The following is a 23,445-nucleotide window of genomic DNA, read 5'->3' as shown; positions in this document are numbered from 1 at the left end:
ATACAATGCAGCTTACATGTAAGGAGAGAAGCTGGATTATTGAATAAATTTATGTAAGGGAAGGTCAAGGGAGCATGGTAACAAGAGAACGATTGCCGTTTGAGGTAGGGAAAACGGATAATTTTTTTGAGAAGCTGAACGAGTGGATTGGAGATGTGTTTTACGATATTTTGCCGGAAGCCGGTTTCGATTTGCGGGATGAACAAGTATTTATGGCATTTCAGCTAGATCGGGCATTCCGAGAAAAGAAGGTTATGTTTGCTGAAGCGGGTGTTGGTACAGGAAAAACGATTGTCTATTTGCTGTATGCGATTTGCTACGCTCGTTACACAGGGAAACCTGCATTGATTGCTTGTGCGGATGAAACATTAATTGAACAGCTTGTGAAAGAGGAAGGGGATATTGCAAAACTTTCACGCGCTTTGAATTTGAATATTGATGTTAGATTGGCAAAGTCAATGGATAATTATTTATGTTTAAAGAAAATAGATCAAATTATGGAGGGGTATCCGTCTGAAGCGATTGAAGATGCGTACGATGCCCTGCCTGAATTTGTGTTTGAACATGGTACCTTGCAAACGTTCCATCATTATGGAGACCGGAAAGAATACCCTCTTTTGAGTGATGATGAATGGGAAACTGTTTCCTGGGACCCGTTTCAAGATTGTTTTACATGTGAAAAGCGTCATCGCTGTGGACAAACCCTGTCTCGTGACCATTACCGCAAGGCAACGGATTTAATTATTTGTTCACAAGACTTTTATATGGAGCATATTTGGACCTATGATGCAAGGAAACGAGAGGGACAAATACCATTGCTGCCAGAAAGCAGCTGTGTAGTCTTTGACGAGGGGCATCTTGTGGAATATGCTGCACAAAAAGCGCTCACATATCGTTTGAAAGAAAGCGCACTAGAGGAGCTTTTGACAAGGCTGCTGCAGAATGATGTACGAGAAGAGTTTGCTTTACTAATTGAAGATTCTTTACAAGAGGGAAGCCGTTTTTTTGAAATGCTTCGCGTCAACGCGAAAGAAGTGCAGGGTTCGGATCGGTTGGAGTTAACTTTTACAGAATATGTACTAAACGCAGCAAAGCGATTGTACAGTAAGGTCTCTGAAATCGGAGATGCGCTTGTTTTTGAGAGTGAAATGTATACCATTGAGGAATATGATTTGAAAATTGTTGACGAGCATCTTGATATGCTGGAACACTCTCTCCGTCTATTTATACACGAGAATAATGTTATCAGCTGGGTTGAGAGAGAACATCATAGCCTTACGCTTGTTATCATGCCGCGTGCAGTAGAAGAAGTGCTTCAGGAGCAAGTATTTTCTAAGCAAATGCCGTATATTTTCTCATCTGCTACCCTATCTGAAAATGGAAGTTTTACGTATACGGCTGCAAGTCTTGGTATTGAAGATTATTTATCTTTTTCTGTAGCTTCTCCTTTTGAATATGAGGAACAGATGAAGATTAGAATTCCGACCTATACAAAAGAACATGCATTTGAAAAGAAAGTGGAGTATATATTAAGCGAAATTGCTAAGCTAGAAGGCAGAACATTGATTTTGTTCCGTACAAAGGAAGAGCTGAAGGCATTTAAAGCAGAGATGGATAGAAAACAGCCATCTGTGAGCTTCTTATACGAAGGAGATCAAGAAATCAGTGAACTAGTGGCACAGTTTCAAAGAAAAGAAGAAACGGTTCTGTGTGCCGTTCATTTATGGGAAGGGCTGGATATTCCTGGGTCCTCTTTGTCGCACGTAATTGTCTGGTCGCTGCCGTTTCCTCCAAATGATCCAGTATTCGAAGCGAAACGAAAGCAGGCAAATAATCCATTTATAGAAGTAGATTTGCCATACATGATTTTACGATTAAAACAAGGGGTAGGAAGACTGATTCGAACTTCTGAAGACAGCGGGTATATTTCTATTTTTCTGAACGATGATGAAAGTGAAGTTGTAGTAAACGCAGTGGAAAATGCGCTGCCTACTGCTGGGGAAGTCATAAAATAAGCTTGGGGTCTCCCAAGCTTATTTTTAAAGGGATTTTTTGTTTTTGATGGAATTTAGGAAGCATAGAAGATGGTAAGGGGGAAATGTCATGGAGACTGAACAAAAATTTTTGTCCTACGTTCATAAGATGATGAACTACAATGAAGCACTGAATTTATTGTATTGGGATTTGCGGACAGGTGCACCGAAGAATGGTGTTGAGCAACGCTCTGAAGTGATTAGTATGCTTTCTGCAGAAGTATTCAATATGTCAACATCGAACGAGATGTTGACGTATTTAGAAGAGTTGGAAGCACTGGCACAAGAAGGTACACTATCCAATCAAACAAAAAAAGTGGTGGAAGAGTGCAGAAAGGATTATGACCGCAATAAAAAAATACCGGAAGAAGAATATCGAGAATATGTGAAGCTGCAAGCGAAAGCTGAAAGTATCTGGGAAACGGCTAAGGCGGATTCAGATTTTCAACTATTCCAGCCGTACTTAGAAAAACTGGTGGAATTCAACAAAAAGTTTATTACATATTGGGGCAGCAACGACTATAAATACGATACTCTTTTAGATATGTATGAGCCGGGGATGACAGTTAAGGTACTCGATGAAGTATTTGGTCAGCTCCGTGAGCGAATTGTTCCTCTTGTCAAGCAAATTGCTGCAACTAACAAAGAATTAAAGACAGAACCATTTTCAGCGTACTTTTCTAAAGAGAAACAACAGCAATTCAGCTTGGCATTGCTAGAACAGTTGAACTACAATTTTGATGCAGGACGCTTAGATGAAACGGTACATCCATTTGCAATCACATTAAATCCAGGGGATGTCAGAATCACGACAAAGTACGATGAACATGATTTTCGTACGGCTGTGTTTGGAACGATTCATGAATGCGGTCATGCAGTATATGAACAAAATATCTCGTCCGATTTAGTTGGGACACCGCTGTGTGATGGTACGTCGATGGGAATTCATGAGTCCCAGTCATTATTTTTTGAAAATTTTATTGGCCGCAATAAATCGTTTTGGAAGAACAACTATAACTTGCTCAAAGAATATGCAAATGGTCAATTTGATAATGTATCACTGGATGAGTTTTATGAGGCAATCAATGAATCCAAGCCTTCTCTTATCCGGATCGAAGCAGATGAATTGACGTATCCGTTACATGTGATGGTTCGATATGAAATTGAAAAAGGATTATTTGACGGAGATATACAAGTACAAGATTTACCGCAAATCTGGAACGACAAAATGGAAGAATATTTAGGCGTCCGTCCAGAAACAGATGCGCAAGGAGTATTGCAGGATGTACATTGGGCTGGAGGGAGCTTTGGGTACTTTCCATCCTATGCATTAGGGTATATGTATGCCGCTCAATTTAAACATGCAATACTAAAGGTTATTCCGAATTTTGATGAATTGCTTCAAGCGGGCAATATTACTCCTATTCGTGAATGGTTGACTGCCAATATCCATCAATATGGAAAAATGAAAAAGCCGCTTGAGATTTTGCAGGATGTAACCGGTGAAGGGCTTAATGCAGCCTATCTAGCGGATTATTTGGAGAGTAAATATAAAGAAATCTATAACTTATAAGGAAAATCCGCGCTAGTCGCAATTCTGAGGGAAGGAGATGAATCTCCTTCCGTTTTTTTATCTATCATTCCACGGGAGAAAGGAAAATAGCCTCTTGTGGAGGATTCACTTTATGAGTCGCTTTCTTTTCTTCTAAACAATTGCCTTTTTCCATATGTCCCTACTCGCCATATATATTCCAAAGGACCAAACTGGTACTGCTTCAGCCACCATTTGCAAAATAATGCCTGTATGGTGTATAAAGCAAGGCAGTAAAGTGCTCCTTGCCATAAGTGAAGAGTTGCTGTGTTTTCAAATAGGAGCGCAAATGCAAACGTAGTAATAACAGTCTGGCTTATATAACTGGTAAGGGCCATGCGTCCAACATATTGAAAGGGAACGAGCACCCTTTTTACTTTTTCGTGGTCTGTTATCAACAGAAAAGTAGTGACATAAAAGAAAGCCAGCGTTTTTCCGCTCAAGATAACGAATGGCAAAGCCGTTGTCGGATTGTATCCGCTTGTTATAAAGTGAGACGCAATCATATACCAGCTTGGAACAGTCAGCATGAAGGAGATAATTTGAGCTGTCCGAATCCATTTCCTGAGCTCGTCTGTTCGGCGGAAAATATCTTTTTTTCCAGTATACAGTCCAAGCAAAAACAAGCCTAATATTTCAGGCAAGTAAATAATATTAGTCACGATATTTTCACCTGTAAAATAGTGAAATCGAAATCTTATGTCTTGTGTCCATTGCTCAATCGCATTATAAGCGATAATTTCATGATTCGCATTGGCAGGAAGCGGAGAGAGATACAAAAGAAACATTAACAGTTGAAACAAAGAAAGTAATATAATCGACCAAACGAGAATCATTTTTGGATTTCGGCGATAAAATGGAAGTAAGAAGAAGCCAGCGATCGCATAGGTATGTAAAATATCGCCGTACCAGAGGAAAACAAAATGGCAAAGTCCAAATAAAAATAAAATGAATAATCGGCGTGAAAATAACCATGCTACATTGTTCACGCGCGTCGTTGCACGAATCATAAATAGATAAAAACTAAGTCCGAATAAAAAAGAAAAGATAGTGTAAAATTTCGTTTGGATAAACATATCGTAAAATAACCGGAAATAAGCATCCATCCCGCTGTATGTCCGTTCTCCCAGCAATGACTCGATTCCTACCATAGATGGCCAGTTGACAAGAAAAATACCGAAAACAGCAAATCCGCGTATCATATCGATTTTATAAATACGTTCGTTTCCTAATGCAGATGTACTCATAGTATTTGCCTCCTTACTCTTACAAATCATACACAGGTGAAAATTTAGAAGTCAATGAATATTAGCAAAAATTACAAATGATATTTCCATTTTTTTATACTGTTAACATTTCTGAAGTGAGTTATAATAGAAATGCACAACAAATGAACTCCTTTAAAACGGCAGTACAGATTGCGAAGCTCCTTAGTTAAGGGGCTTTTTTTTGTTTTTAAGAATAAAATCCATAGATGAAGAGGAAAATATAAGAAAAAATGGGAAATTGAAGGTGAAAGTATGCCTAAAATTATGTCTGTCGGTATTTGTCCTCCAGAGCATATAATTACGCAGGAAACGGTTGTTTCCTTTGCGAAGGAGCTCTTCGGAGGGGCTTTTAAAGATATGAAAAGACTGCTGCAAGTGTTTGAAAATGGACAAATCAAAAAAAGACATTTTGCAAAGGACCTCTCGTGGTTTGAATGTGATCATTCCTTTGAAGAAAAAAATAATACATACATTGAATGTGCTGTGGAGTATGGATGCGAGGCTATCCGTAATTGCCTCCATAACAGCTGTTACTTACATGAGCCGGTTTCCTCGGAAGACATTGATGCGTTTTTCTTTATCTCTTCTACAGGAATGGCAACTCCCACTATCGATGCAAAAATCATGAACATCCTTCCATTTTCTCCTCATACAAAACGAATTCCAATATGGGGACTGGGCTGTGCGGGAGGGGCCGCCGGTTTATCTAGGGCTTTCGAATATTGTAAAGCATTTCCGAAGGCAAAGGTTCTGGTTTTGGCAGTAGAATTGTGCAGTTTAACATTCCAGCGAAACGATACATCGAAGAGTAATTTAATAGGAACGTCTCTGTTTGCGGATGGAATTGCTTGTGTATTAATTGCCGGGGATGAAGCAGATGCTATAAGCAAGCTTTCAGCATTGCCTCACTATGTAGATTCGCAGTCGACTCTAATGAAAAATGCAGAAGATGTGATGGGATGGGACATTCGCAATGAAGGGCTCTTTGTAATCTTTTCAAAAGATATACCGACTATTATTAAAAGCTGGCTCCGCCCTACTATTGCAGGCTTTTTACAAAAGCATAACATGACGATGCAGCATATTCAGCATTTCATTGCCCATCCGGGAGGAAAAAAAGTACTGGAAGCATATCACGAAGCGCTTGGCATGGAGGAAGACATGACAGCAGAGGCTTTGCAGGTGCTACAGGAATATGGAAATATGTCTTCTGTTACGGTGTTATATGTATTGGATCAGTGTATGAAAAAACATATAAAAAAAGGAGACATGGGAGTTGCGGCTGCTTTAGGACCAGGGTTCAGCTCTGAATTTGTATTACTGCGATGGGAGTGAAGAGATGATTTTTTTTCTATTTATCGGTTTTATTATTCTACAGCGGATGATTGAAATGTTCATTGCTAAGCGTAATGAGCGGTGGACAAGAGAAAGAGGGGCGATAGAGTTTGGCCAGCGGCATTATAAGTACATTGTGCTGCTGCATATCTGTTTCCTTGTTTCAACTGTATGGGAAGTGATGGTGTTTCATAAGCAACTCTCACTCATTTGGCCCTATTTATTGACTGGATTTGTAGCGGCGCAGTTCTTGAGAGTGTGGGCGATTGCTTCACTTGGCTACTATTGGAATACAAAAATTCTTGTGGTGCCAAAGGCGGATATTGTGCAAAAAGGTCCGTATCGTTTAATGAGACATCCCAATTATTTAGTCGTGATGGTCGAATTCTTTGTTATTCCTTTTATGTTCAAGGCATACATAACAGCCTGCTTGTTTAGTGTGCTGAACATAATTATTTTATCGGTCCGCATAAAAGAAGAAGAAAAAGCGTTGGCATCACGTACAAATTATGGAGAAGTATTTGAAAATATTTCTCGTTTTAAGCCATAATTAATATTGATAATCGTTCTCTTGAATGATACAATGAAGGCAGCTAATGATAATCATTATCAGAATGGACGGTGCAGAACTATGATTTATTCTTTTATTGCAGGCACAGTGCTGGCATATGGATTGTTAACGAAATATGTGTTAAAGCAAGTAGCAGGTGAACAGCAATAATGAAGCAATTGTTATGAAAACCTCTTCGTGATGGAAAACGAAGAGGTTTTTTTATCATTACTTAATGTGAAGATGATGAAAATTTAGTAAAATAAAGAAAGTAGAAGAACATCTTGGTTAAAGGGGAACACAGAAGATGATAAAGATTTTACACGAACAAAAGCTTGCTCCGCTTGTTCAGTTATATGAGCAGTTTCAAATACAGGGAGACAGCGAGAACAGAAACAGAATGTTAGATATTATTAAAAAGCAATATCGTGAGCAATTTATGGTTGCGTTTTGCGGACACTTTTCAGCTGGAAAGTCGTCTATGATGAACAAGCTTTATGGTGAGGATATTTTACCAACGAGCCCTGTGCCGACAAGCGCTAATGTAGTGAAAATGGAGCAGGGCGAAGATCGTGTTACGCTTACCTTGCAGTCTGGTCTTCGTCACACGTATGACGGCGCGTATACGGATACAGAACTCAAACAGCTTTGCAAAAATGGTGATGAAGTAGTAGAAGTGCATGTCTTCAGAGAACATGCTCCATTACCGAAGGGTGTTATTTTAATCGATACGCCAGGTATTGATTCAACAGACGATGCCCATCAGCTTGCGACGGAGTCGGCGCTTCACTTGGCAGATCTTATTTTTTATATGATGGATTATAATCATGTACAGTCTGAAGTGAATTTTGAGTTTGTAAAGGAGTTAAAGAGAAGAGAAAAGCAAGTTGTGCTGGTGATCAACCAAATCGATAAGCATAAGGAAGAGGAATTAACGTTTTCTGAATATCGAAAAAGTGTGGAAGAATCGTTCAAGCAGTGGAATATTGCAGTAGACGGCATATTTTTCACATCCTTACGAAATCCAAGCCACCCTAATAATGAATTAAAAGCCTTTGAGCAGTTTTTACAGGGGATTATTGAACAACGAGAAAAGCTGGCAAGTGAAAGTGCAGAGAAAGAAGTGCAATATCTCATACAGGAGCATTTATCGGTTTATCGCAAATCGCAGGGGGACACAGAGGCAGCCATTGCGTCTCAATTGATAGGGCTTTCTCCTTCTCAGTATGAAGAGGTACAAGGGCAGTTAGAAGAGCTGTATGCGAAAAAGAAAGCAGTGCATAAGCGAGAGCAAGAGATGAAAGCAGAGTACAGCAGCGGCATCGATAAAATTTTGCAAAATGCGTATCTTATGCCATTTGAAGTGCGGGATTTGGCTCATCAATATTTAGAAACGGAAAAATCGAATTTTAAAGTCGGATTTCTGTTTTCAAAGGCAAAGACAGAAAAAGAGAAAGAAAACCGAGTAATGCGGTTTTATGAACAGCTGAAAACAATAGTCGATACCCAAATCGATTTTCATATTAAAGAAGCCATTGCTGCATTTTTGAAGAAGGAAGACTTATATTCCGAACACATCGGTCAACAAGTATACGGACTGAAAGCAGAGTTTGACCCTTCTTTGTTGAAAAATTGCATTAAAACTGGTGCTGGCTTAACAGGGGACTATGTATTGCATTATACAGAAGATGTAGCAACCGAAGTGAAACGTTTGTACCGAAAACAAGCAATGCAGTTGTTTGAAGAAGTTCTTCCGTCTATTAAGCAGCAATACGAACAGGAACTTAGTCAGCTTGAAAAATCGATTGCGACATATGAGAAGTACCAAGAGGCATTGCAGGCTCGAGAATCTCTTCAAGATGCTTATACTGCCTATGAACAGCGACTGGATGAAATCAAAGCTGGAAAGGGTACATTCCACTCGGATTTTGATATGGAATTGATTTTACAGGAAGAGTCGCTTATGCGTTCTGTTAACAAGCTTGCCATTTCAGAGGAAAGCGAAGCAGTATATGAATCAACTGAGTCTGTCGTGTCGCTTTCAAGGGATGGAAATGTGCAAACAAAGGTATATAATATTGTGCAGGATGTCAAACAAGCAGAAGAACATTTAGTTGATTTACCGGGACTACAGACTGTATACAGAGATATTATGGAAAAAAGACAACGTGTCGAAACGAAGCAATTTACTGTTGCCTTATTTGGAGCGTTCAGTGCTGGAAAATCCTCCTTTGCTAATGCGTTGCTTGGACATAAAGTGCTTCCTGTATCGCCTAATCCAACGACAGCGACCATCAATAAGATTTTGCCTGTCACTCCGGATAAACCGCACGGAACAGTACTTGTATATGTGAAAACAGCAGAACGATTGCTTGAAGATATGCAGCATGTATACAATTTATTTGAAAAGCATGTGTCTACAATGGAGGAAGCTTTAGAGCGAATCGAAGAACTGCTGGAGTACAGTGTGCCGAACGGCAAGCAAAAGACAACGTTTAGCTTTCTGCGAGCAGTGAAAAAAGGATATGTTGATTTTTGTGAAAGACTTGGAAATACTGTGCAAATCAGCTTAGACGATTTTGCTTCTTATGTAGCAAATGAAGAGAAGTCGTGCTTTGTGGAATCGATAGAGCTGTATTATGAGTGTCCGTTAACAGAGCAAGGAATCACCATTGTGGATACGCCAGGAGCGGATTCTGTTAACGCGCGTCATACAGAAGTGGCATTCGAATATATTAAAAATGCCGATGCGATTTTATTTGTTACGTATTATAACCATGCATTTTCAAGAGCAGATCGCGAGTTTTTAATACAGCTTGGACGTGTAAAAGATGCTTTTGAGATGGATAAAATGTTCTTTATTATCAATGCCGCTGATTTGGCAGCCTCTCATGAGGAGCTGCAGGAAGTAAAATATTATATCCAAGATCAGCTTTTACAATATGGAATTCGAAACCCAAGATTGTTTGCACTTTCTAGTTTGTTCGCACTCGAGGAAAAGCAAAAGAACGCTGTAAATGAGGGGCAATATGGAATATTAGACAAATCGGGAATTCAACCGTTCGAAGCGGCATTTACGTCCTTTATGCTGAAGGATTTAATGCTAGTTTCCCTTACAGCCATGAAAAATGATATAAAAAGAGGCGTAAGCGTACTACAAAATATGATTGCTTCAGCGGTTCAGGGAAATGAAGAAAAGGAACGTCAAATCCAGCAATATGAGCAAGAGAAGGCACTTATGCTTACAAAGATACAACAATACAGTATTCTAGCGGAAGAACGAGCGCTTGAAAATGAAGTGAACGAACTGCTTTATTATGTGAAACAGCGATTGTTTCTTCGCTATAACGATATGTTCACAGAAGTACTGAACCCGTCTTCCTTGAGAGAAGATGGGACAGATATAAAGAAAAAGCTGCGGGCATGTGTGCTGGAATTAACAGGGTTTATGAAGCATGATCTATCGCAGGAAATGAGAGCGACTTCCCTAAGAATTGAAAATTACATTACAAAAAAACTCATGATGCATGGAGAACAAATGGCTGTTGCATGTTCTTCAGAGAACGAGCAGATTACTCTTACTGTGCTTGATCGTTACGAGTATGGTGCTATCAAGTACAAAGAGCCGTTTGAGAATCTAGAAGCAGATGCGTTTAAAAAAGCGATGTCACATTTTAAAAATACTAAGTCATTTTTCGAAAAAAATGATAAGAAGTACATGCAGGAAGAAATGAAAGCGGTACTTGAGCTGCATACAGCACGTTATTTGGAAGAGGAGAAATCCAGCATAACTGAACAATACAAACAGGAGCAGCAACAGAGCTGGATTCAACAAAAGCAAAAAATGCAAAAGGATTGTGAAGAATACTATGCAACCTTGCTGTACGTACTTTCTAACCCGGTTGATGTGAGTGTATATAAAGAGGCAGAGGGGCATATACAGCGTGTATTAGGAAAAGTAGAGCAGGAGATGGCAAAGCTGTAAAATGCGTATGAAAAATAAGGCCCTATATATCAGGGCCACATTAAAAGAAAATTTTTTCGATTCGTTTTTGCAGCACCATATCCAATGTTTTTACAAGTCCTGCAAAGTCATCTGTAGAAACCATGTGAGATAATACGAGCCGCTTCCCTTCGGGTGTTTCACCACACAATACAAAGGAAGTGAGCTCGTATGTTTTTCCTTCTACAGTTAAAGCGGGGTATTTGGAAGCGGCAGGATTTTTCAGCTTTCCACCTTCAAGAGCAATGATGTTACCTGTTTGTTTCGCATCTTTTTTTGTCATGGACAGATTCCCCCTTTGTATTAAATATTGACTAGCAGAATAATTTAGAACAAAATTGATGTATTATATTATCTTACTGAAAGGCAGGAATACAGAATGGAAGTACATAAGGCAATTTCAGCTCACTCTAAAAAACAGCATGCGGCGGTACAGGAATTTCTTCGATTAGAAGCGGAGAGAGAGGCTGCAATCGATTCAGCTGTTATGCTATGTTTGCAACATCAACCGTTTTCAGTCGATAGTATTAATATGACTACGAAGCAAATCAATGCACTTTCAAAATATGGCATTACGGCAGAACGAAAGTATGTAACTGAAGAAATGGTTCGAGAGTATGCCAGCCGGTTAGCTAATAAATAAGCGAGGGATGCAAATGATTTATACAAAGGATGCGGATCAGCTGTTTGCCTGCTTAAAGGATGAAAATATTCGTATCGTGGACTGTCAGTTCGATTTAGCTAATCCAGAATGGGGATACCAGCAATATACGAGAGGTCACATTCCAGGTGCAGTTTATATGGATTTGAATACAGATTTATCTGGTAAAATCGATGTTCACGGAGGGCGTCATCCACTTCCAAATGTGGATGAGTTCGTTCAAAAGCTGGCTGAGGCAGGAATCGGTCAAGATACAACGGTGGTGGCGTATGACAGTCAGCATGGAGCGATGGCGTCTCGCTTCTGGTGGCTGCTTACGTATGTGGGGCATAAAAAGGTATATGTCTTAAATGGCGGATTGCCTATGTGGCTGCAACAAGGTTACCCTGTTACAGAGGAACTTCCCTCTATTACCCCTAACACATTTATTCCATCAGTGCAGCAGCATATGCAGGTAAATATGCAGGATGTGAAAGAGCGGATTGAACAAAATACGAAATTTGTGCTGATTGATTCTAGAGAAAAGAAGCGTTATGAAGGTATTGAGGAACCTATCGATAAAAAAGCCGGGCACATCCCAACTGCCATCCACAGCTTTTGGAAGGATGCACTGACAGAGGAAGGTATTTTTAAAGAGCAAGATGAACAATTTGCCTCTTTACAGAAAGACGCTGAAATTATTGTATATTGTGGATCTGGTGTGACAGCCTGTCCAAATGTGCTGGCACTGCGGCAAGCTGGTTTCGAAAATGTGAAACTATATAGTGGAAGCTGGAGCGATTGGATTTCTTACGATGAAAATCCTGTTGAAAAATAGAGGAAAATATATGGTCTTTTAAGGTTGCATCCCTCGATTTTTTATATTACAATAGGAGACACAAAAGATCATACAACGTATTTGAAAGTACTGTATGATATGTTTAAAAGTGAATGATTCCTGCAGTGTACGGACTTATTTATGTCTTAAACCAACGTTATGAATACGGAAGTTCGATATTTAAACTCTGACATCATGCCTTACATAAGGAAGATGAAGGTGTTTGTGAGAGCATCCACCTGCGAGAGCGGGTTTTAGGGCATTTACAAGTGACGGCACATGCGGGTGCAATAACCTTACGTACACACGTGAGGTTTTTTATTTTTGTGCCGAAAATAGGAGATGGACGAATGAAGAAAATTCTTTTAGTTGATGGTATGGCATTATTATTTCGTTCCTTTTACGCAACAAGCGTCCATGGGAATTATATGAAAACATCTGAAGGAGTACCGACAAACGGTGTGCACGGATTTTTAAAGCATATGCTGACAGCAATACAAACCGTTAATCCAAGTCACGTTATTGCTTGCTGGGATATGGGGAGCTCCACATTTCGAACAGAAAGCTTCAGCGATTATAAGGCTAATCGCAATGCACCTCCGGACGAATTAAAGCCGCAATTTGATTTGGTAAAAAGCGTAACGGACGGTTTAGAAATTCCAAACGTGGGCTTAGCTGGTTATGAAGCAGATGATTGCATAGGCACCCTAGCGTGTCAGTACAAACAAGAGGCAGAGGTTATTATTTTGACAGGAGATACAGACCTTTTACAGCTGGCAGATGAAAATGTAACGATTATGCTGCTGCGAAAAGGATTGGGAAATTATGAGTTTTATACGCCTACAAGAATTGTAGAGGAAAAAGGAGTATCCCCGAGTCAGATTATAGACGTCAAGGCGTTAATGGGTGACAGCAGCGATAATTATCCTGGTGTGAAGGGAATCGGGGAAAAAACAGCGTACAGCTTAATTCAAAAATTCAGTTCAATCGAAGGAATATTAACAAATTTACCGCTTCTTACAAAAGCACAACGCACGAAAATCGAGGGGGATTTGGATAATCTTCATATGTCCAGACAGCTGGCTAGAATTCATTGTGAAGTCCCAGTATGCTGCACGCTTGAGGATGCGCTTTTGACAGCGGATAAACAACAGATTACTAGAATTGTAAAAGAGATGGAATGGAGCCGTTCTGAGCAATTTTTAGTACTTTTATAACTGAATAAGACATAGTATAAACAGCTTTAGATAAAAGCTGTTTTTTATTTGAATCTTGCTCTCAACCTGTCGGAAAAGAAAGAAAAGAATATTGATGGAAACCTCAATTTATTGTGAAAATATATTGTTTTTTCTGAAATTAAGTGTAAAATTACACTATAATGTAAATTTGTAATGAATTCATTCTGTAATTCTTACAATGTAATAGAGAAAGTATGTAGAGAAGGGGGAGAATGGTGTGAAGTATAGAGAGCTTGAGAAGCTTGTAGAGCAATGGATAGAGCAATCTATTATTACAAAGGAACAAGGAATGCATATGTTAGCGAATACTGCAGCGGAAGAAGATTCTCGTAAATGGTTTGTGAAGCTCCTGCCTATTTTTGCAAGTATACTGTTGGCATTAAGCGTATTGACTTTTATTGCGTCTAATTGGGATGTACTGACGGCTGAATTCAAGCTTATCATCATTTTTGTATTTCTCATCGGGTTTTACGGTGCTGGTGCATTTGTGTATGAGAAGAGAAATAAAGTATGGGGAATTGGGTTATTATTTTTAGGAATCATCAGCTTTGGAGCAGGGATGATTTTAATAGGGCAAACCTTTCATTATGTGTCGTACAGCGCTGTAGTGTTCTGTTTGTGGGGCTTGGCTGCGTACCTTGTGGCTCTCATGTATAGAAACCCGTTTTTAGTCGTTGTAAGTGCCGTTATTTGGAATGTGGGACAAATCTATAGCGGATCTTCCTTTTCTACTATTCATGTCGGGATTTTAGTGCTGTCGGCACTGGGCCTTGGTTATCTTGTATTCAAAGAGAAAAAAGTACTGTACAGCCGTCTGTTTACTATCAGTACTCTATTACAGTGGTCCATTTTGCTTCCGATAAGTTTCCACCAGCAAGAACATGCTATATGGCAGCAGCTTTGTCAATATACTCTGCCGTTTGTGATTGTAGCACTTTTGCATGTGATAGGAGAGGTAGAGAGCAAGCCATATAGACACCCGCTGAAAACTTTGCCGATTATCGGATTGTACTTTTATTATGTAGTAAATATTTTGCTTCCAGATGCATTCACGGCTGATGTATCTTCTAGTGTGATTGCGGTTTATGTTATAAGCATTCTGCTTCTCTTTACTGTTTCATTTTACATGAAAAAAAAGAGGCAGGAGCCGGTCAGTACGTTGCTTGAATGGGTGCTGTTTTTTCCTGTTCTATTTCTTCCAAATGCAGATTCTGCTAATTATGCAGCGTTGTTTATGGTTATCTTATACCCTGTCAGCCTTCTTGTGCAGGGCTATAAGACGACGGAGCGGAAGACTATTCGCTTAGGCTCTAATTTACTTATTGTGAGTATTTTTACCGTTTACTTTCAGTTTGGGTTTACATTTTTATCGAAATCTCTCTTTTTCTTAATCGGAGCTCTTATTGTAACAGGGCTGTACTTTTTCCTTACTCATAAACAAAAGGAATTATTTGAAGAGGAGGAAGAGAGAAAATGAAAAAGAGAACATGGTGGATTGTATTGCTGGTCATCTGTCAACTTGTGAGTTTATCAGGAATGGCAGGAGTACATTATTATACAAAATGGTACGGAAAAGATATTATATTGCAGACAGAGCCGGTTGATCCGCAGGATTTGTTTTATGGCGATTATGTATATTTAAATTATACGATTTCTACGGTTCCATATAGTAAGTGGGAAGGAACAGAAAGGATAACGTTCCGCGAAAAAGTATATGTGCTGCTGCGAAAACAAGGAAATGAGTATGAGGTTAAAAAGGTTGTAAGGGATAAGCCTAATGCGAGCAGCGAAGAGGTTGTTCTCAGGGCGAAAGCGATGGAGAATGGCGATGGGACTTTACGCTTAGAATATGGATTAGAGCGGTTGTATGTCAAAGAAGGAACGGGCAAGGCTATTGAGGAACAGGCTGGAAGGCTGAAAGTGCATGTGAAGGTCTCCCGCTGGCATCAATTTATAGAGGGAACTGAATAAAGAGGAATACCCTCCAGTTTTGGAGGGTAATTTTTATTTGCAAGCGGTTCAAAACGATGTATGATGAAAAGGAGGGAAGAAAGAAAATAAGTAAGGTGAAGATATAATGAGCGAAAATAGAAATACTGTTACAAATTATATAGTGTTCTTACAGTCAAAGGGGTTTAAATTTTCCGAAGAGGAGCTTGGATTTATTGCATTCGGACAAAAATATACCGGTGCAGCCGATAGTATGGTTACCATTGCCATTGAAGCAACGCTCCGGCATCAGCGTCATTTTGACGGTAGTTATTATATCGGACTGTTAGAAGCACTGTTGCAACAGGAAGTTGAAGATACAAAAAGCGCAAGGGCTTTTGTGAGTCAATTCGAGTAGAAGTGACTTCATGCCGCTTGCGTTTCTTTTTTTACAGGTTTGTTTGGTAATTCAGCCAAAATCATGCCAAGAAAAATACATACACCCCCAACAGCTGCGGCTACAGACAACCGCTCAGATGCAAAAAGTATGCCGGCTACTGCGGCAAATACAGGTTCCATCGCAAAAATAATGGCAACGCGCGTAGGAGAGATAAGCGTTTGTGCTGCTGTTTGAATAAAAAATGCGAGAGCTGTTGCTAATACAGCGGTAATAAATAAAGAAAATACAAAGGAAGCATTACGCCATAGAGCAGCCGAAAGCAGTACACTCCAATCTTCAAAGAAAACAGCGCAGCCAGCGGAAAGCGCGGCTACCGTGAGAATTTGAATGGTGGTTAAATGGAGAACGGAGTACTGTTTTGAATAAGTTCCATTTAATAAAATGTGGATTGCAAAGGAAACTGCGCAACAAAGCACCAGTGCATCTCCTCGATTTAACGAAAAGCCGCTTTCAGTTGTTAATAAAAATAATCCGAGAGTGGCTATAGCAACGCCGATTATAGCAAACATACCTGTTTTTTGTTTTAAAAAGATAAACGAGAAAACAGGGATAAGTACGACACTGAGTCCTGTTAAAAAGCCGGCTTTTGAGGATGTTGTATACAGCAATCCGAATGTTTGGAACAAATAGCCGCCAAATAGAAAGCAACCGACAACAGCGCCGGGAAGCAGACTCTTCTTATATGCAGAAGTGGATTTTCCTTTTAACATACGCTCTATAATTAGTAAAATAACACCTGCAAGAAAAAAACGAATAGCATTAAAGGTAAACGGTGGAACAAGAGAAATGGCGTTTTGGACAATGACGAATGTTACACCCCATATGAAAGCTACAAACAATAAAGAAACATTGGCAACCCATTTTTTTTTCATCTATTTTCTCCTCTGTTTTGCAAAATTGCTTTTCGAGCCAATTCATCTGCTACTTTATTTTGACTGCTCGGTATCCACTTAATAAAGAATAAATCAAACGCTGCGATGAGCTGTAACGCTTCTTCTAATAGCGGAGCAAACGTTTTGTTTTTGGCGTATTGCTTTTCTACAGCGCGTTCTACTAATTGGGAATCTGTCCGGAATGAAACCGTTTTATATCCTTGCTGCCTGCAATACTTTAATGCTTCTAATAGTGAATGATATTCAGCTTCATGATTGGTCATGATGCCAAGAGGAATGGCCAGTTGTACAGCGGACCCATTTCCTCTTATAAATATCCCCGCTCCCGATGGACCAGGATTTCCTTTTGTCGCTCCGTCAATATATACTTCGATCAACGCGGTTCCCCCAATCAACCAATTGTAATCGTGTATTGGCAAGTGAAGTTTTCATCTTTGCCAAGAACTTGTATTCCTTTTTTTCTGTGCAGTTCTTTCGCTTCTCCGACTTCATCTGCGATACCGTACCACGGTTCTATGCATACAAATGGAGCCCCGTTGCTTTCTGACCAAATGCCTACATATGGAAAGCCGTCAAAGCTGACTCGAATGAATTTTTCATTTTTGTGCGAACGAATAGTAATTTCGTTATGGTTCATATTTTCCAAAATAATCGCATCATTTTTAAATAATTGTTGTGAAAGCGGGAGCGAGCCTGCCCGTTCCGCTAAAACCAGCTTTTCTTCTCTAATATACGGACCTTGCAGCACATATGTTTCTAATCGTTCTGGAGAGGAAAACTCCAGATAGTAGTCCGTATATTGTTCATTAGCAAGCAATGGACAGCGGAAACCAGGATGAGCACCGATAGAAAAATACATGTCCCCATCTGTACGATTTTTCACTTCATATTGAACATGAAGGGAGTTATTTTCCAATGTGTATGTTACATATAATTCAAATTGAAACGGGTATTTTTGCAACGTCGCTTCGTTGCTAGTTAATTTGTATGTAATAAAGGTATCGCTTTGCTGGGCGATATCGAAGGTCATATCACGGGCAAATCCATGCTGCGGCAGCTCATAGGGCATACCCTTTACATAATATGTATTGTCTACAAGTCTGCCGACAATGGGAAATAAGATCGGTGCATGACGTTGCCAAAAGGAAGGCTCTGCTTGCCATAAGTATTCTGTTTTGTCCGCATTTAATTGGATGCTTGTGAGTTCTGCTCCCGCCTCTTCTATAGTGATGGTCAATACATCATTTTGAATGGTGGCTGTCATAGTGTGATTTCTCCTTTAGATGCTAGAAGTTTCCCTTTATTATAACAAGAAACTATTATATATGTATTATTTTCTGAAAGAGCTATTAAAATAAAGAAAAGGATTCTAATATATTAGGGAGAAAAATATGATGAAATATCGTGTGGAATGGTTGTATAAAGCGAAAAATGGAAAAGAAGCCACGCTGCAAACAGAGTTTTTAGAAATGGAAATGATATTGGATTTAAGTGCTGATTTTGAAAAAACAGGACGAGTTAAGGAATTGCGTTTTTATGATGAAAATGAAACAGCTTGGACAAAAAAAGAGCTCGAAAAACTCATTACCCAAATAGAAGCAGAGCCGCATGACATTGTCTTATATTTCGATGGAGGATTTGATATAGCGACGAAAACAGCTGGAATCGGGATTAGTATCTATTACAAACAGAATGGAAAAACTTATCGTATTAGACGAAATATGAGGATAGATGAACTAGAAGATAATAATGAAGCAGAATATGCGGCCTTGTTAAACGGGATACAGATTTTAGAGGAGTTACATGTACAGCATCAATCTGTAATTTTTCGAGGAGACTCCCAAGTGGTACTAAAGCAATTATCTGGTGAATGGCCATGCTATGAGCAGAACTTAAATCGCTATTTGGATCGAATTGAAGAGAAAATCAAAAAGCTGAGTGTTCGCCCGCAGTATGAGCCTATTTCAAGAAAAGGGAATAAGGAAGCTCATCAGCTTGCCACGCAAGCGCTGGAAGGGACAACAATTGACAGCCAAAAAGGACTGGACGAATAGCAGGAGGTGAAAGGGGTGAACAGAAAACAGTTGATTACTGAGGTAAATGATTTATTGGAAATGTACTGTCAGGGCTGTTTTCTCAACAGTCACTTTCGGAAGGAACAAGGAAAGAAATATGCCCAATCATTTTGCATAAAGCACTGCACCGTAGGACAAAAGCTAAAAGAGTACGGAAAAAAGCTATCATAATAAAAACCGCCCTGTGGCGGTTTTACTGTTTGGCTTCTTGCAGTTGATGTTCACATTGAGTGAGCATTTGTTCTTGACTCCGTAAAAATGCTTCGTCTAAATCTGTGGCGGCAGCCTTCATTTTCTCCAGCTGGTATCTCGCTTCTTCAACGGCTGTCGTAGCATTGCTTAATGAATCTGGATCCATGCTGACAGTAGCTGAACCCACCATTTTTTTAGCGGACTCTACGCGCATAAACACTTCTTCAAAGTCAGTAAATTCTTCTGCCATTTTCGTTTCCTCCTTGATCCCGTTCTGATTGTCCGTCACGACACCGAGAACACGTTAGGTAATGCAAACTGCCTGTACAAGCGCAGTTTCATTGGTTCCGGCATAGTTTTTGTTATTCAAAATGGAAATATACAAAGAAAGAAAACGAATAAAAATAAAAAGAGGCTTAAAAAAGCCTCTTATACATTCAAAAGTAGTATTGATTAAAGTTTCACTACGTTAGCAGCTTGAGGTCCACGGTTGCCTTCAGTGATGTCGAAAGAAACTTCTTGACCTTCTTCTAAACTTTTGTAGCCATCTCCTTGGATAGCTGAGAAGTGTACGAATACATCGTCTCCACCTTCAACTTCGATGAAACCGAAACCTTTTTCTGCATTAAACCATTTAACTTTACCTTGCATTGTGCATATCCTCCTAGAAAAAAACGCTATATTCATCATTTCGAGTTTTAAAACCAAGTGTATGTACCGAGCTTAAAACCAATGACAGTATTAAATATACAATACAGTCCAAATTCAAGTCAAGTAAACGCTTTATTTTTCCTTGGTTTACATTCAGGTTGGTGAGAAGAACAGAAAGTTATAAAAGCATGTATAGTACAACCTTCTTTTACAATAAAGTGAACTGAAGAGGGGGGAGTATATGCAAACACATCAAGTTTCATATTTACTGAAAAATGAGGATATGAAAAGTCGGAAGGATTTGCCGAAATGGGTAGGAGAAGAATTTGAAACTTTTTCTAAAGTTGTATCTGATCCAACCTTTCCGTGTTATTTTGGTATGACAGCTCTGAAAAAAGGTGATCTTCGCTATTCCTTTATTTCCCATGGAGACTGGAGTACTTTGCCAAATACGATAATGGAGTTTTTACAGCTGATGCAGCAAAAACCGCTTATCAGAAGAGGCTTATTCGTATTTGTTGAACCGGAAGAGGAGGAGCGTGCTTTAGAGTATTACAGAGATTATTTTTGGAATGTACTGCAGTTTTTGCATGAGAAAGACACACAGCCGTGGCCAGAGTATATTCCTCCTAATCCGGATCATTATTTGTGGGAGTTTTCCTTTGGAGGAGAGGCGATTTTTGCGTTTGGAAATGCACCTGCATACAAACAACGGAAAACACGGGATCTGGGAAATTCGCTTGTTATCGGCTTTCAGCCCCGTATGATTTTTGAAGGACTCGAAGGCAATCGGCCGCAAGGAGCACATTCGCGGCAATCGGTACGTGAACGAGTCGAAAAATGGGATGGATTGCCAAAGCATCCCGATATCAGTCATTACGGTGATATAAATCATCGGGAGTGGAAGCAATATTTTATTGGTGATGATATACAGCCGATAGAGGGAAAATGTCCTTTTCATTATAAGAAAAACCGTTAGCTGATGCTGACGGTTTTTTTGAAGTATAGTGTCAGGTAACATATTTTAATTACATATTTTTCCTATTTGCAGGGTATAGTAAAGGGGATTATTTCTAAAAAAAAACGAATAGGTCTTCTATTTTTCGGACTTGCCTCATTATATATAGTAAGGATGCAAGGAAAGGAATTTGTATGATTATAACTATAATTCAGCAAATTGTACTGGGTGTATCTCTTGCTGCTCCGGTGGGACCGATTAATGTGGAGATGTTGAAAAGAGGAATTGAACAGGGATTTTGGCATGCATGGATGGTAGGAATCGGTGGGATGACGGCGGATATTATCTACATGCTCCTCATTTATTTTGGTTTGTCTTCCTTTTTTATGCACACATATGTACAAGTCTTTATGTACAGTATTGGATTTTTTTTATTACTTCAGCTAGGTTTAAGCAGTCTGAAACAAGGAATTTCACAAAAAGAGATGAAATATATAAAGAAAGAGATGGGAGGGATTCGAGAATCTTTTTTTTCAGGGTTTAGTATTGCGTTATCTAATCCGTTAAATCTTATATTTTGGTTTGGAGTGTACGGAAGCACCTTAAGCTCACTTTTGACTAAAGTGGATCGTACTGAAGCTGTTGTGTACAGTTTTTGTATCATTTTAGGCATTATCTTATGGAACTTAAACATAGCGTTTTCCGTACATTTTGGACGTACACTTTTAACCCAAAGATCCCTTAATTACATAACTGCAGGGGCAGGTCTTGTGTTGATTGGGTATTCCATTCATTTTGCATGTAAAGCATTGCAGCTTTTTATTTAGGAGGAGATTATATGTACCGTACTAATGTTAAAGGACAAGAAGTTTTTATAAAGCTGTCTGCAAAGCTTGTAAAAGAAAAGTTGAATCGAACGCAAGTATATGAAGCTGTCTTGCGGATTGCAGAATCGCTTATAGAGAAGAAAGAGCAATCGAGTTTTGCTTTGTTTGAGGATAAGATTGGAATGATTACAGGTGAAGTGGTTCGCGGGAATATAGTGGTTTTTTACGTCGATCATATTATTACGCGCCAAAACATTTATAAACAAGAAAACTTGGACTTTTTAGAAGAAGGAGCCAATTTTTAGTATATGCTTCCGCATCTAACAAGAGATGCGGATTTTTTAGATATAGCTATCGCTAGTATGTGATAGCGACCAAAAAAGAACATTTGAACAAGGATAATAAAATAAAGCAAAATGGTTGAGGTGCAGACCGGATGCAGAAATAAATAGAAGCAAGCTGAAGGGGAGACAATGCTCTTCTTCAGCTTGCTTCTATTATTCTTTCTGCTCGTCTTTTTTCTTCTTCATTTGTTCTTCTATTGTTTTTATAACTTCCTGCATATTAATTTCACCGTCTTTGATCATTTTCATCATATCATCTGCCTTGTTTGGGGATGAGGTAGAGAGAGTTGTTGAAGCGGATACCGCTGCTGCTTGTGATTTAGGCTTAAAAGCAAATGTAAATAGAAGCAAGAGGATAATAAAGAGAGCTGCTACGCCGTCATAAATATAGAAGTATAACGTATATTTTGGCCAATAGGTCAGACTTTTATCTGCTTTTGCTTGTGCTTCTCTGATGAGATTTGTTATCTCTGAGTGTTTTGGATATAACCGCTGTACCTTTTCAAATTTATCTAGTGCTTCTTTATAGTATCCTGCCCAGAAGAAATTAAGACCCTCTTTATATAATTTATCAATAGTACTTTCAGCATTTTTAGCACCTGATTGAGCTACAAATTCTTGGATCGTTGTAGCAGGAACACCGAAAGTAAAGCCTTGCACTTCATTTCCATTTACTGTATCTCCTCTGAAGGTGAGTAAGCCGACAATGAAGCCATTCGCATCTACAATTGGACCGCCGCTGTTGCCATGGGTGGCAGCGGCACTAATTTGAATCACTGGGCTTCCTTGTGCGGATTTCTTCTCAGTAGCAGATATTTGCCCTCCATTGATGGTAGAGACGAATTGTGATTCTGGCGACAGTAAATCTGAATCTCCTGCTGCTGGATATCCAATCACCCAAATATCATCCTGAAGGCGGAGAGAATCCGAATTTCCAAGTTGCAGAGTTGGCAGGTTTTTGCCATCAATTTTAATTACAGCAACGTCTTTTCCTTCACCGACGGGTGCTCCGAATACTTTTACATCACTGTCAAACGACTCTCCACTCGGCAAAAATACTTTTTGGATTCTCGTAACAGATTTCCAAGCCACCCTTTCTATTAAGTATCGGTACGCAACATCCGTAGACACCCCAAAGTGAACCCCTACATCATAGGCAAGCTGTTCAAAGGCTGCATCCGCAATTTCCTGATCTGTTTTTCTGGTTAAATCGACTACATGGGCATTTGTGACAATATACCCATTGGAGCTGATAATTGCACCTGAGCCTGAGCTGCCGATAACTGTTTTTCCTTGCAAGTGCTTAAAGTAATCATAGACATCGTAGTCGTATACATAAGAATAATCCCATTCTACGATTACTGCATCAATAATGCGAACGACAGCAGGTTTTGTATATGCAGCGATCCGCTGAGCTGATTTGACGCCAGATGTATCCGGCTTTGTATTCGAAAGCCAGAAGGTGCCGATAATGCCGGCTAAGAGCACAAGGATGATCGGAATCGTGATGAACGCCCTTTTATTCACCGATTTCCCTCCTTTGTAAAATACGAAGATACAATATCCTATTAGTGGAATTGTTTGTCATATTCCACTAATACTTGGCTAGAAAAATATTTG

Annotated in this window: 24 protein-coding genes and 1 other RNA gene; 17 read left to right on the top strand and 8 right to left on the bottom strand. The window is 39.4% G+C overall.

Going from position 1 to position 23,445, the window contains the following annotated elements; genetic code table 11:
• The first annotated feature begins 74 nt into the window (after window positions 1-74).
• Together J7Q84_RS00605 and J7Q84_RS00600 are read left to right on the top strand one after the other, a co-directional pair.
• The gene (locus J7Q84_RS00605) at window positions 75-2,015 is read left to right on the top strand and encodes an ATP-dependent DNA helicase (RefSeq protein ID WP_209092466.1); all 1,941 of its coding nucleotides are present in this window, start codon (window positions 75-77) and stop codon (window positions 2,013-2,015) included.
• Between the two features lie 88 nt (window positions 2,016-2,103).
• Complete coding sequence (locus tag J7Q84_RS00600) at window positions 2,104-3,606, top strand: carboxypeptidase M32 (protein WP_209092465.1); 1,503 nt, start codon at window positions 2,104-2,106, stop codon at window positions 3,604-3,606.
• Window positions 3,607-3,716: 110 nt separating this feature from the next.
• Here the strand turns inward: J7Q84_RS00600 and J7Q84_RS00595 are convergent, their stop codons facing one another.
• The gene (locus J7Q84_RS00595; RefSeq protein ID WP_209092464.1) at window positions 3,717-4,871 is read right to left on the bottom strand and encodes a DUF418 domain-containing protein; all 1,155 of its coding nucleotides are present in this window, start codon (window positions 4,869-4,871) and stop codon (window positions 3,717-3,719) included.
• Window positions 4,872-5,144: 273 nt separating this feature from the next.
• Here J7Q84_RS00595 and J7Q84_RS00590 point away from each other — a divergent pair, with 273 nt between their 5' ends.
• The 3 genes from J7Q84_RS00590 (at window position 5,145) to J7Q84_RS00580 (ending at window position 10,762) form a co-directional block, all read left to right on the top strand.
• A complete protein-coding gene (locus J7Q84_RS00590) occupies window positions 5,145-6,227 on the top strand; it encodes a type III polyketide synthase (protein ID WP_209092462.1) in 1,083 nt (360 codons plus the stop codon).
• A 4-nt stretch (window positions 6,228-6,231) separates the two neighbouring features.
• Window positions 6,232-6,777, top strand: a complete 546-nt coding sequence (locus tag J7Q84_RS00585; RefSeq protein ID WP_247739011.1) for an isoprenylcysteine carboxyl methyltransferase family protein — start codon at window positions 6,232-6,234, stop codon at window positions 6,775-6,777.
• Between the two features lie 307 nt (window positions 6,778-7,084).
• Entirely contained in the window at window positions 7,085-10,762 is a 3,678-nt protein-coding gene (locus J7Q84_RS00580) for a dynamin family protein (RefSeq protein ID WP_209092460.1), read from the top strand.
• Between the two features lie 40 nt (window positions 10,763-10,802).
• On the opposite strand, the gene J7Q84_RS00575 is transcribed toward J7Q84_RS00580, so the two are convergent.
• Window positions 10,803-11,063 (bottom strand): DUF3931 domain-containing protein, encoded by a 261-nt coding sequence (locus tag J7Q84_RS00575; protein WP_209092458.1) that lies wholly within the window; start codon window positions 11,061-11,063, stop codon window positions 10,803-10,805.
• A 96-nt stretch (window positions 11,064-11,159) separates the two neighbouring features.
• Here J7Q84_RS00575 and J7Q84_RS00570 point away from each other — a divergent pair, with 96 nt between their 5' ends.
• The 7 genes from J7Q84_RS00570 to J7Q84_RS00540 all read left to right on the top strand — a co-directional run bounded on the left by J7Q84_RS00570 (window position 11,160) and on the right by J7Q84_RS00540 (window position 15,843).
• Entirely contained in the window at window positions 11,160-11,423 is a 264-nt protein-coding gene (locus J7Q84_RS00570) for a YpbS family protein (protein ID WP_209092456.1), read from the top strand.
• A 13-nt stretch (window positions 11,424-11,436) separates the two neighbouring features.
• Window positions 11,437-12,258, top strand: coding sequence for a sulfurtransferase (locus J7Q84_RS00565; RefSeq protein ID WP_209092455.1), 822 nt, complete (start codon window positions 11,437-11,439; stop codon window positions 12,256-12,258).
• 114 nt (window positions 12,259-12,372) lie between these two features.
• Window positions 12,373-12,550: non-coding RNA, 6S RNA (gene ssrS / locus J7Q84_RS00560), on the top strand.
• A gap of 58 nt (window positions 12,551-12,608) precedes the next feature.
• A complete protein-coding gene (locus J7Q84_RS00555) occupies window positions 12,609-13,475 on the top strand; it encodes a 5'-3' exonuclease (protein ID WP_209092453.1) in 867 nt (288 codons plus the stop codon).
• 238 nt (window positions 13,476-13,713) lie between these two features.
• On the top strand, window positions 13,714-14,973 hold the full coding sequence (locus tag J7Q84_RS00550) for a DUF2157 domain-containing protein (protein ID WP_209092451.1): 1,260 nt from the start codon (window positions 13,714-13,716) through the stop codon (window positions 14,971-14,973).
• Entirely contained in the window at window positions 14,970-15,467 is a 498-nt protein-coding gene (locus tag J7Q84_RS00545) for a GDYXXLXY domain-containing protein (RefSeq protein WP_209092449.1), read from the top strand. The genes J7Q84_RS00550 and J7Q84_RS00545 overlap by 4 nt, the downstream gene beginning before the upstream one ends.
• A 106-nt stretch (window positions 15,468-15,573) precedes the next feature.
• Window positions 15,574-15,843, top strand: a complete 270-nt coding sequence (locus J7Q84_RS00540) for a DUF6123 family protein (protein WP_209092447.1) — start codon at window positions 15,574-15,576, stop codon at window positions 15,841-15,843.
• A gap of 8 nt (window positions 15,844-15,851) precedes the next feature.
• Here the strand turns inward: J7Q84_RS00540 and J7Q84_RS00535 are convergent, their stop codons facing one another.
• Genes J7Q84_RS00535 through J7Q84_RS00525 form a run of 3 tightly spaced genes read right to left on the bottom strand, consistent with a single transcriptional unit; the run spans window position 15,852 to window position 18,042 of the window.
• The gene (locus J7Q84_RS00535) at window positions 15,852-16,757 is read right to left on the bottom strand and encodes a DMT family transporter (protein WP_209092445.1); all 906 of its coding nucleotides are present in this window, start codon (window positions 16,755-16,757) and stop codon (window positions 15,852-15,854) included.
• Window positions 16,754-17,155, bottom strand: coding sequence for a reverse transcriptase-like protein (locus J7Q84_RS00530; protein WP_209092443.1), 402 nt, complete (start codon window positions 17,153-17,155; stop codon window positions 16,754-16,756). Before J7Q84_RS00530 ends, J7Q84_RS00535 begins: the two co-directional genes overlap by 4 nt.
• 14 nt (window positions 17,156-17,169) lie before the next feature.
• The gene (locus tag J7Q84_RS00525; protein ID WP_209092441.1) at window positions 17,170-18,042 is read right to left on the bottom strand and encodes an aldose 1-epimerase family protein; all 873 of its coding nucleotides are present in this window, start codon (window positions 18,040-18,042) and stop codon (window positions 17,170-17,172) included.
• Between the two features lie 130 nt (window positions 18,043-18,172).
• On the opposite strand from J7Q84_RS00525, the gene J7Q84_RS00520 reads away from it, so the two are divergent.
• Both J7Q84_RS00520 and J7Q84_RS00515 read left to right on the top strand, forming a co-directional pair.
• Window positions 18,173-18,832 carry a ribonuclease H family protein gene (locus tag J7Q84_RS00520; protein ID WP_209093068.1) on the top strand — a complete coding sequence of 220 codons (660 nt, stop codon included), beginning with the start codon at window positions 18,173-18,175 and terminating at the stop codon, window positions 18,830-18,832.
• A gap of 15 nt (window positions 18,833-18,847) precedes the next feature.
• Window positions 18,848-19,024 (top strand): zinc-finger domain-containing protein, encoded by a 177-nt coding sequence (locus tag J7Q84_RS00515; RefSeq protein WP_209092440.1) that lies wholly within the window; start codon window positions 18,848-18,850, stop codon window positions 19,022-19,024.
• A 22-nt stretch (window positions 19,025-19,046) separates the two neighbouring features.
• On the opposite strand, the gene J7Q84_RS00510 is transcribed toward J7Q84_RS00515, so the two are convergent.
• Window positions 19,047-19,295 carry a DUF2564 family protein gene (locus tag J7Q84_RS00510; protein WP_209093067.1) on the bottom strand — a complete coding sequence of 83 codons (249 nt, stop codon included), beginning with the start codon at window positions 19,293-19,295 and terminating at the stop codon, window positions 19,047-19,049.
• A gap of 203 nt (window positions 19,296-19,498) precedes the next feature.
• Entirely contained in the window at window positions 19,499-19,696 is a 198-nt protein-coding gene (gene cspD / locus J7Q84_RS00505; RefSeq protein ID WP_209092438.1) for a cold-shock protein CspD, read from the bottom strand.
• A 241-nt stretch (window positions 19,697-19,937) separates the two neighbouring features.
• Between cspD and J7Q84_RS00500 the strand changes: the two genes are divergently transcribed.
• The 3 genes from J7Q84_RS00500 to J7Q84_RS00490 all read left to right on the top strand — a co-directional run bounded on the left by J7Q84_RS00500 (window position 19,938) and on the right by J7Q84_RS00490 (window position 21,786).
• Window positions 19,938-20,675: a YqcI/YcgG family protein gene (locus J7Q84_RS00500; RefSeq protein ID WP_209092436.1), complete on the top strand. Its 738-nt coding sequence runs from the start codon at window positions 19,938-19,940 to the stop codon at window positions 20,673-20,675.
• A 173-nt stretch (window positions 20,676-20,848) separates the two neighbouring features.
• Complete coding sequence (locus J7Q84_RS00495; RefSeq protein WP_209092434.1) at window positions 20,849-21,481, top strand: LysE family transporter; 633 nt, start codon at window positions 20,849-20,851, stop codon at window positions 21,479-21,481.
• 11 nt (window positions 21,482-21,492) lie between these two features.
• Complete coding sequence (locus tag J7Q84_RS00490; RefSeq protein ID WP_209092432.1) at window positions 21,493-21,786, top strand: cytoplasmic protein; 294 nt, start codon at window positions 21,493-21,495, stop codon at window positions 21,784-21,786.
• 192 nt (window positions 21,787-21,978) lie between these two features.
• Here the strand turns inward: J7Q84_RS00490 and J7Q84_RS00485 are convergent, their stop codons facing one another.
• The gene (locus J7Q84_RS00485) at window positions 21,979-23,352 is read right to left on the bottom strand and encodes a S1C family serine protease (RefSeq protein WP_209092430.1); all 1,374 of its coding nucleotides are present in this window, start codon (window positions 23,350-23,352) and stop codon (window positions 21,979-21,981) included.
• Window positions 23,353-23,445: the final 93 nt, after the last annotated feature.

The sequence above is a fragment of the Bacillus sp. 165 genome (assembly GCF_017742235.1).
Lineage (GTDB): Bacteria > Bacillota > Bacilli > Bacillales > Bacillaceae_G > JAGHKQ01.
The sequence above is the reverse complement of the archived record's forward strand: the minus strand, read 5'-3'. Positions and strand labels throughout refer to the sequence as shown.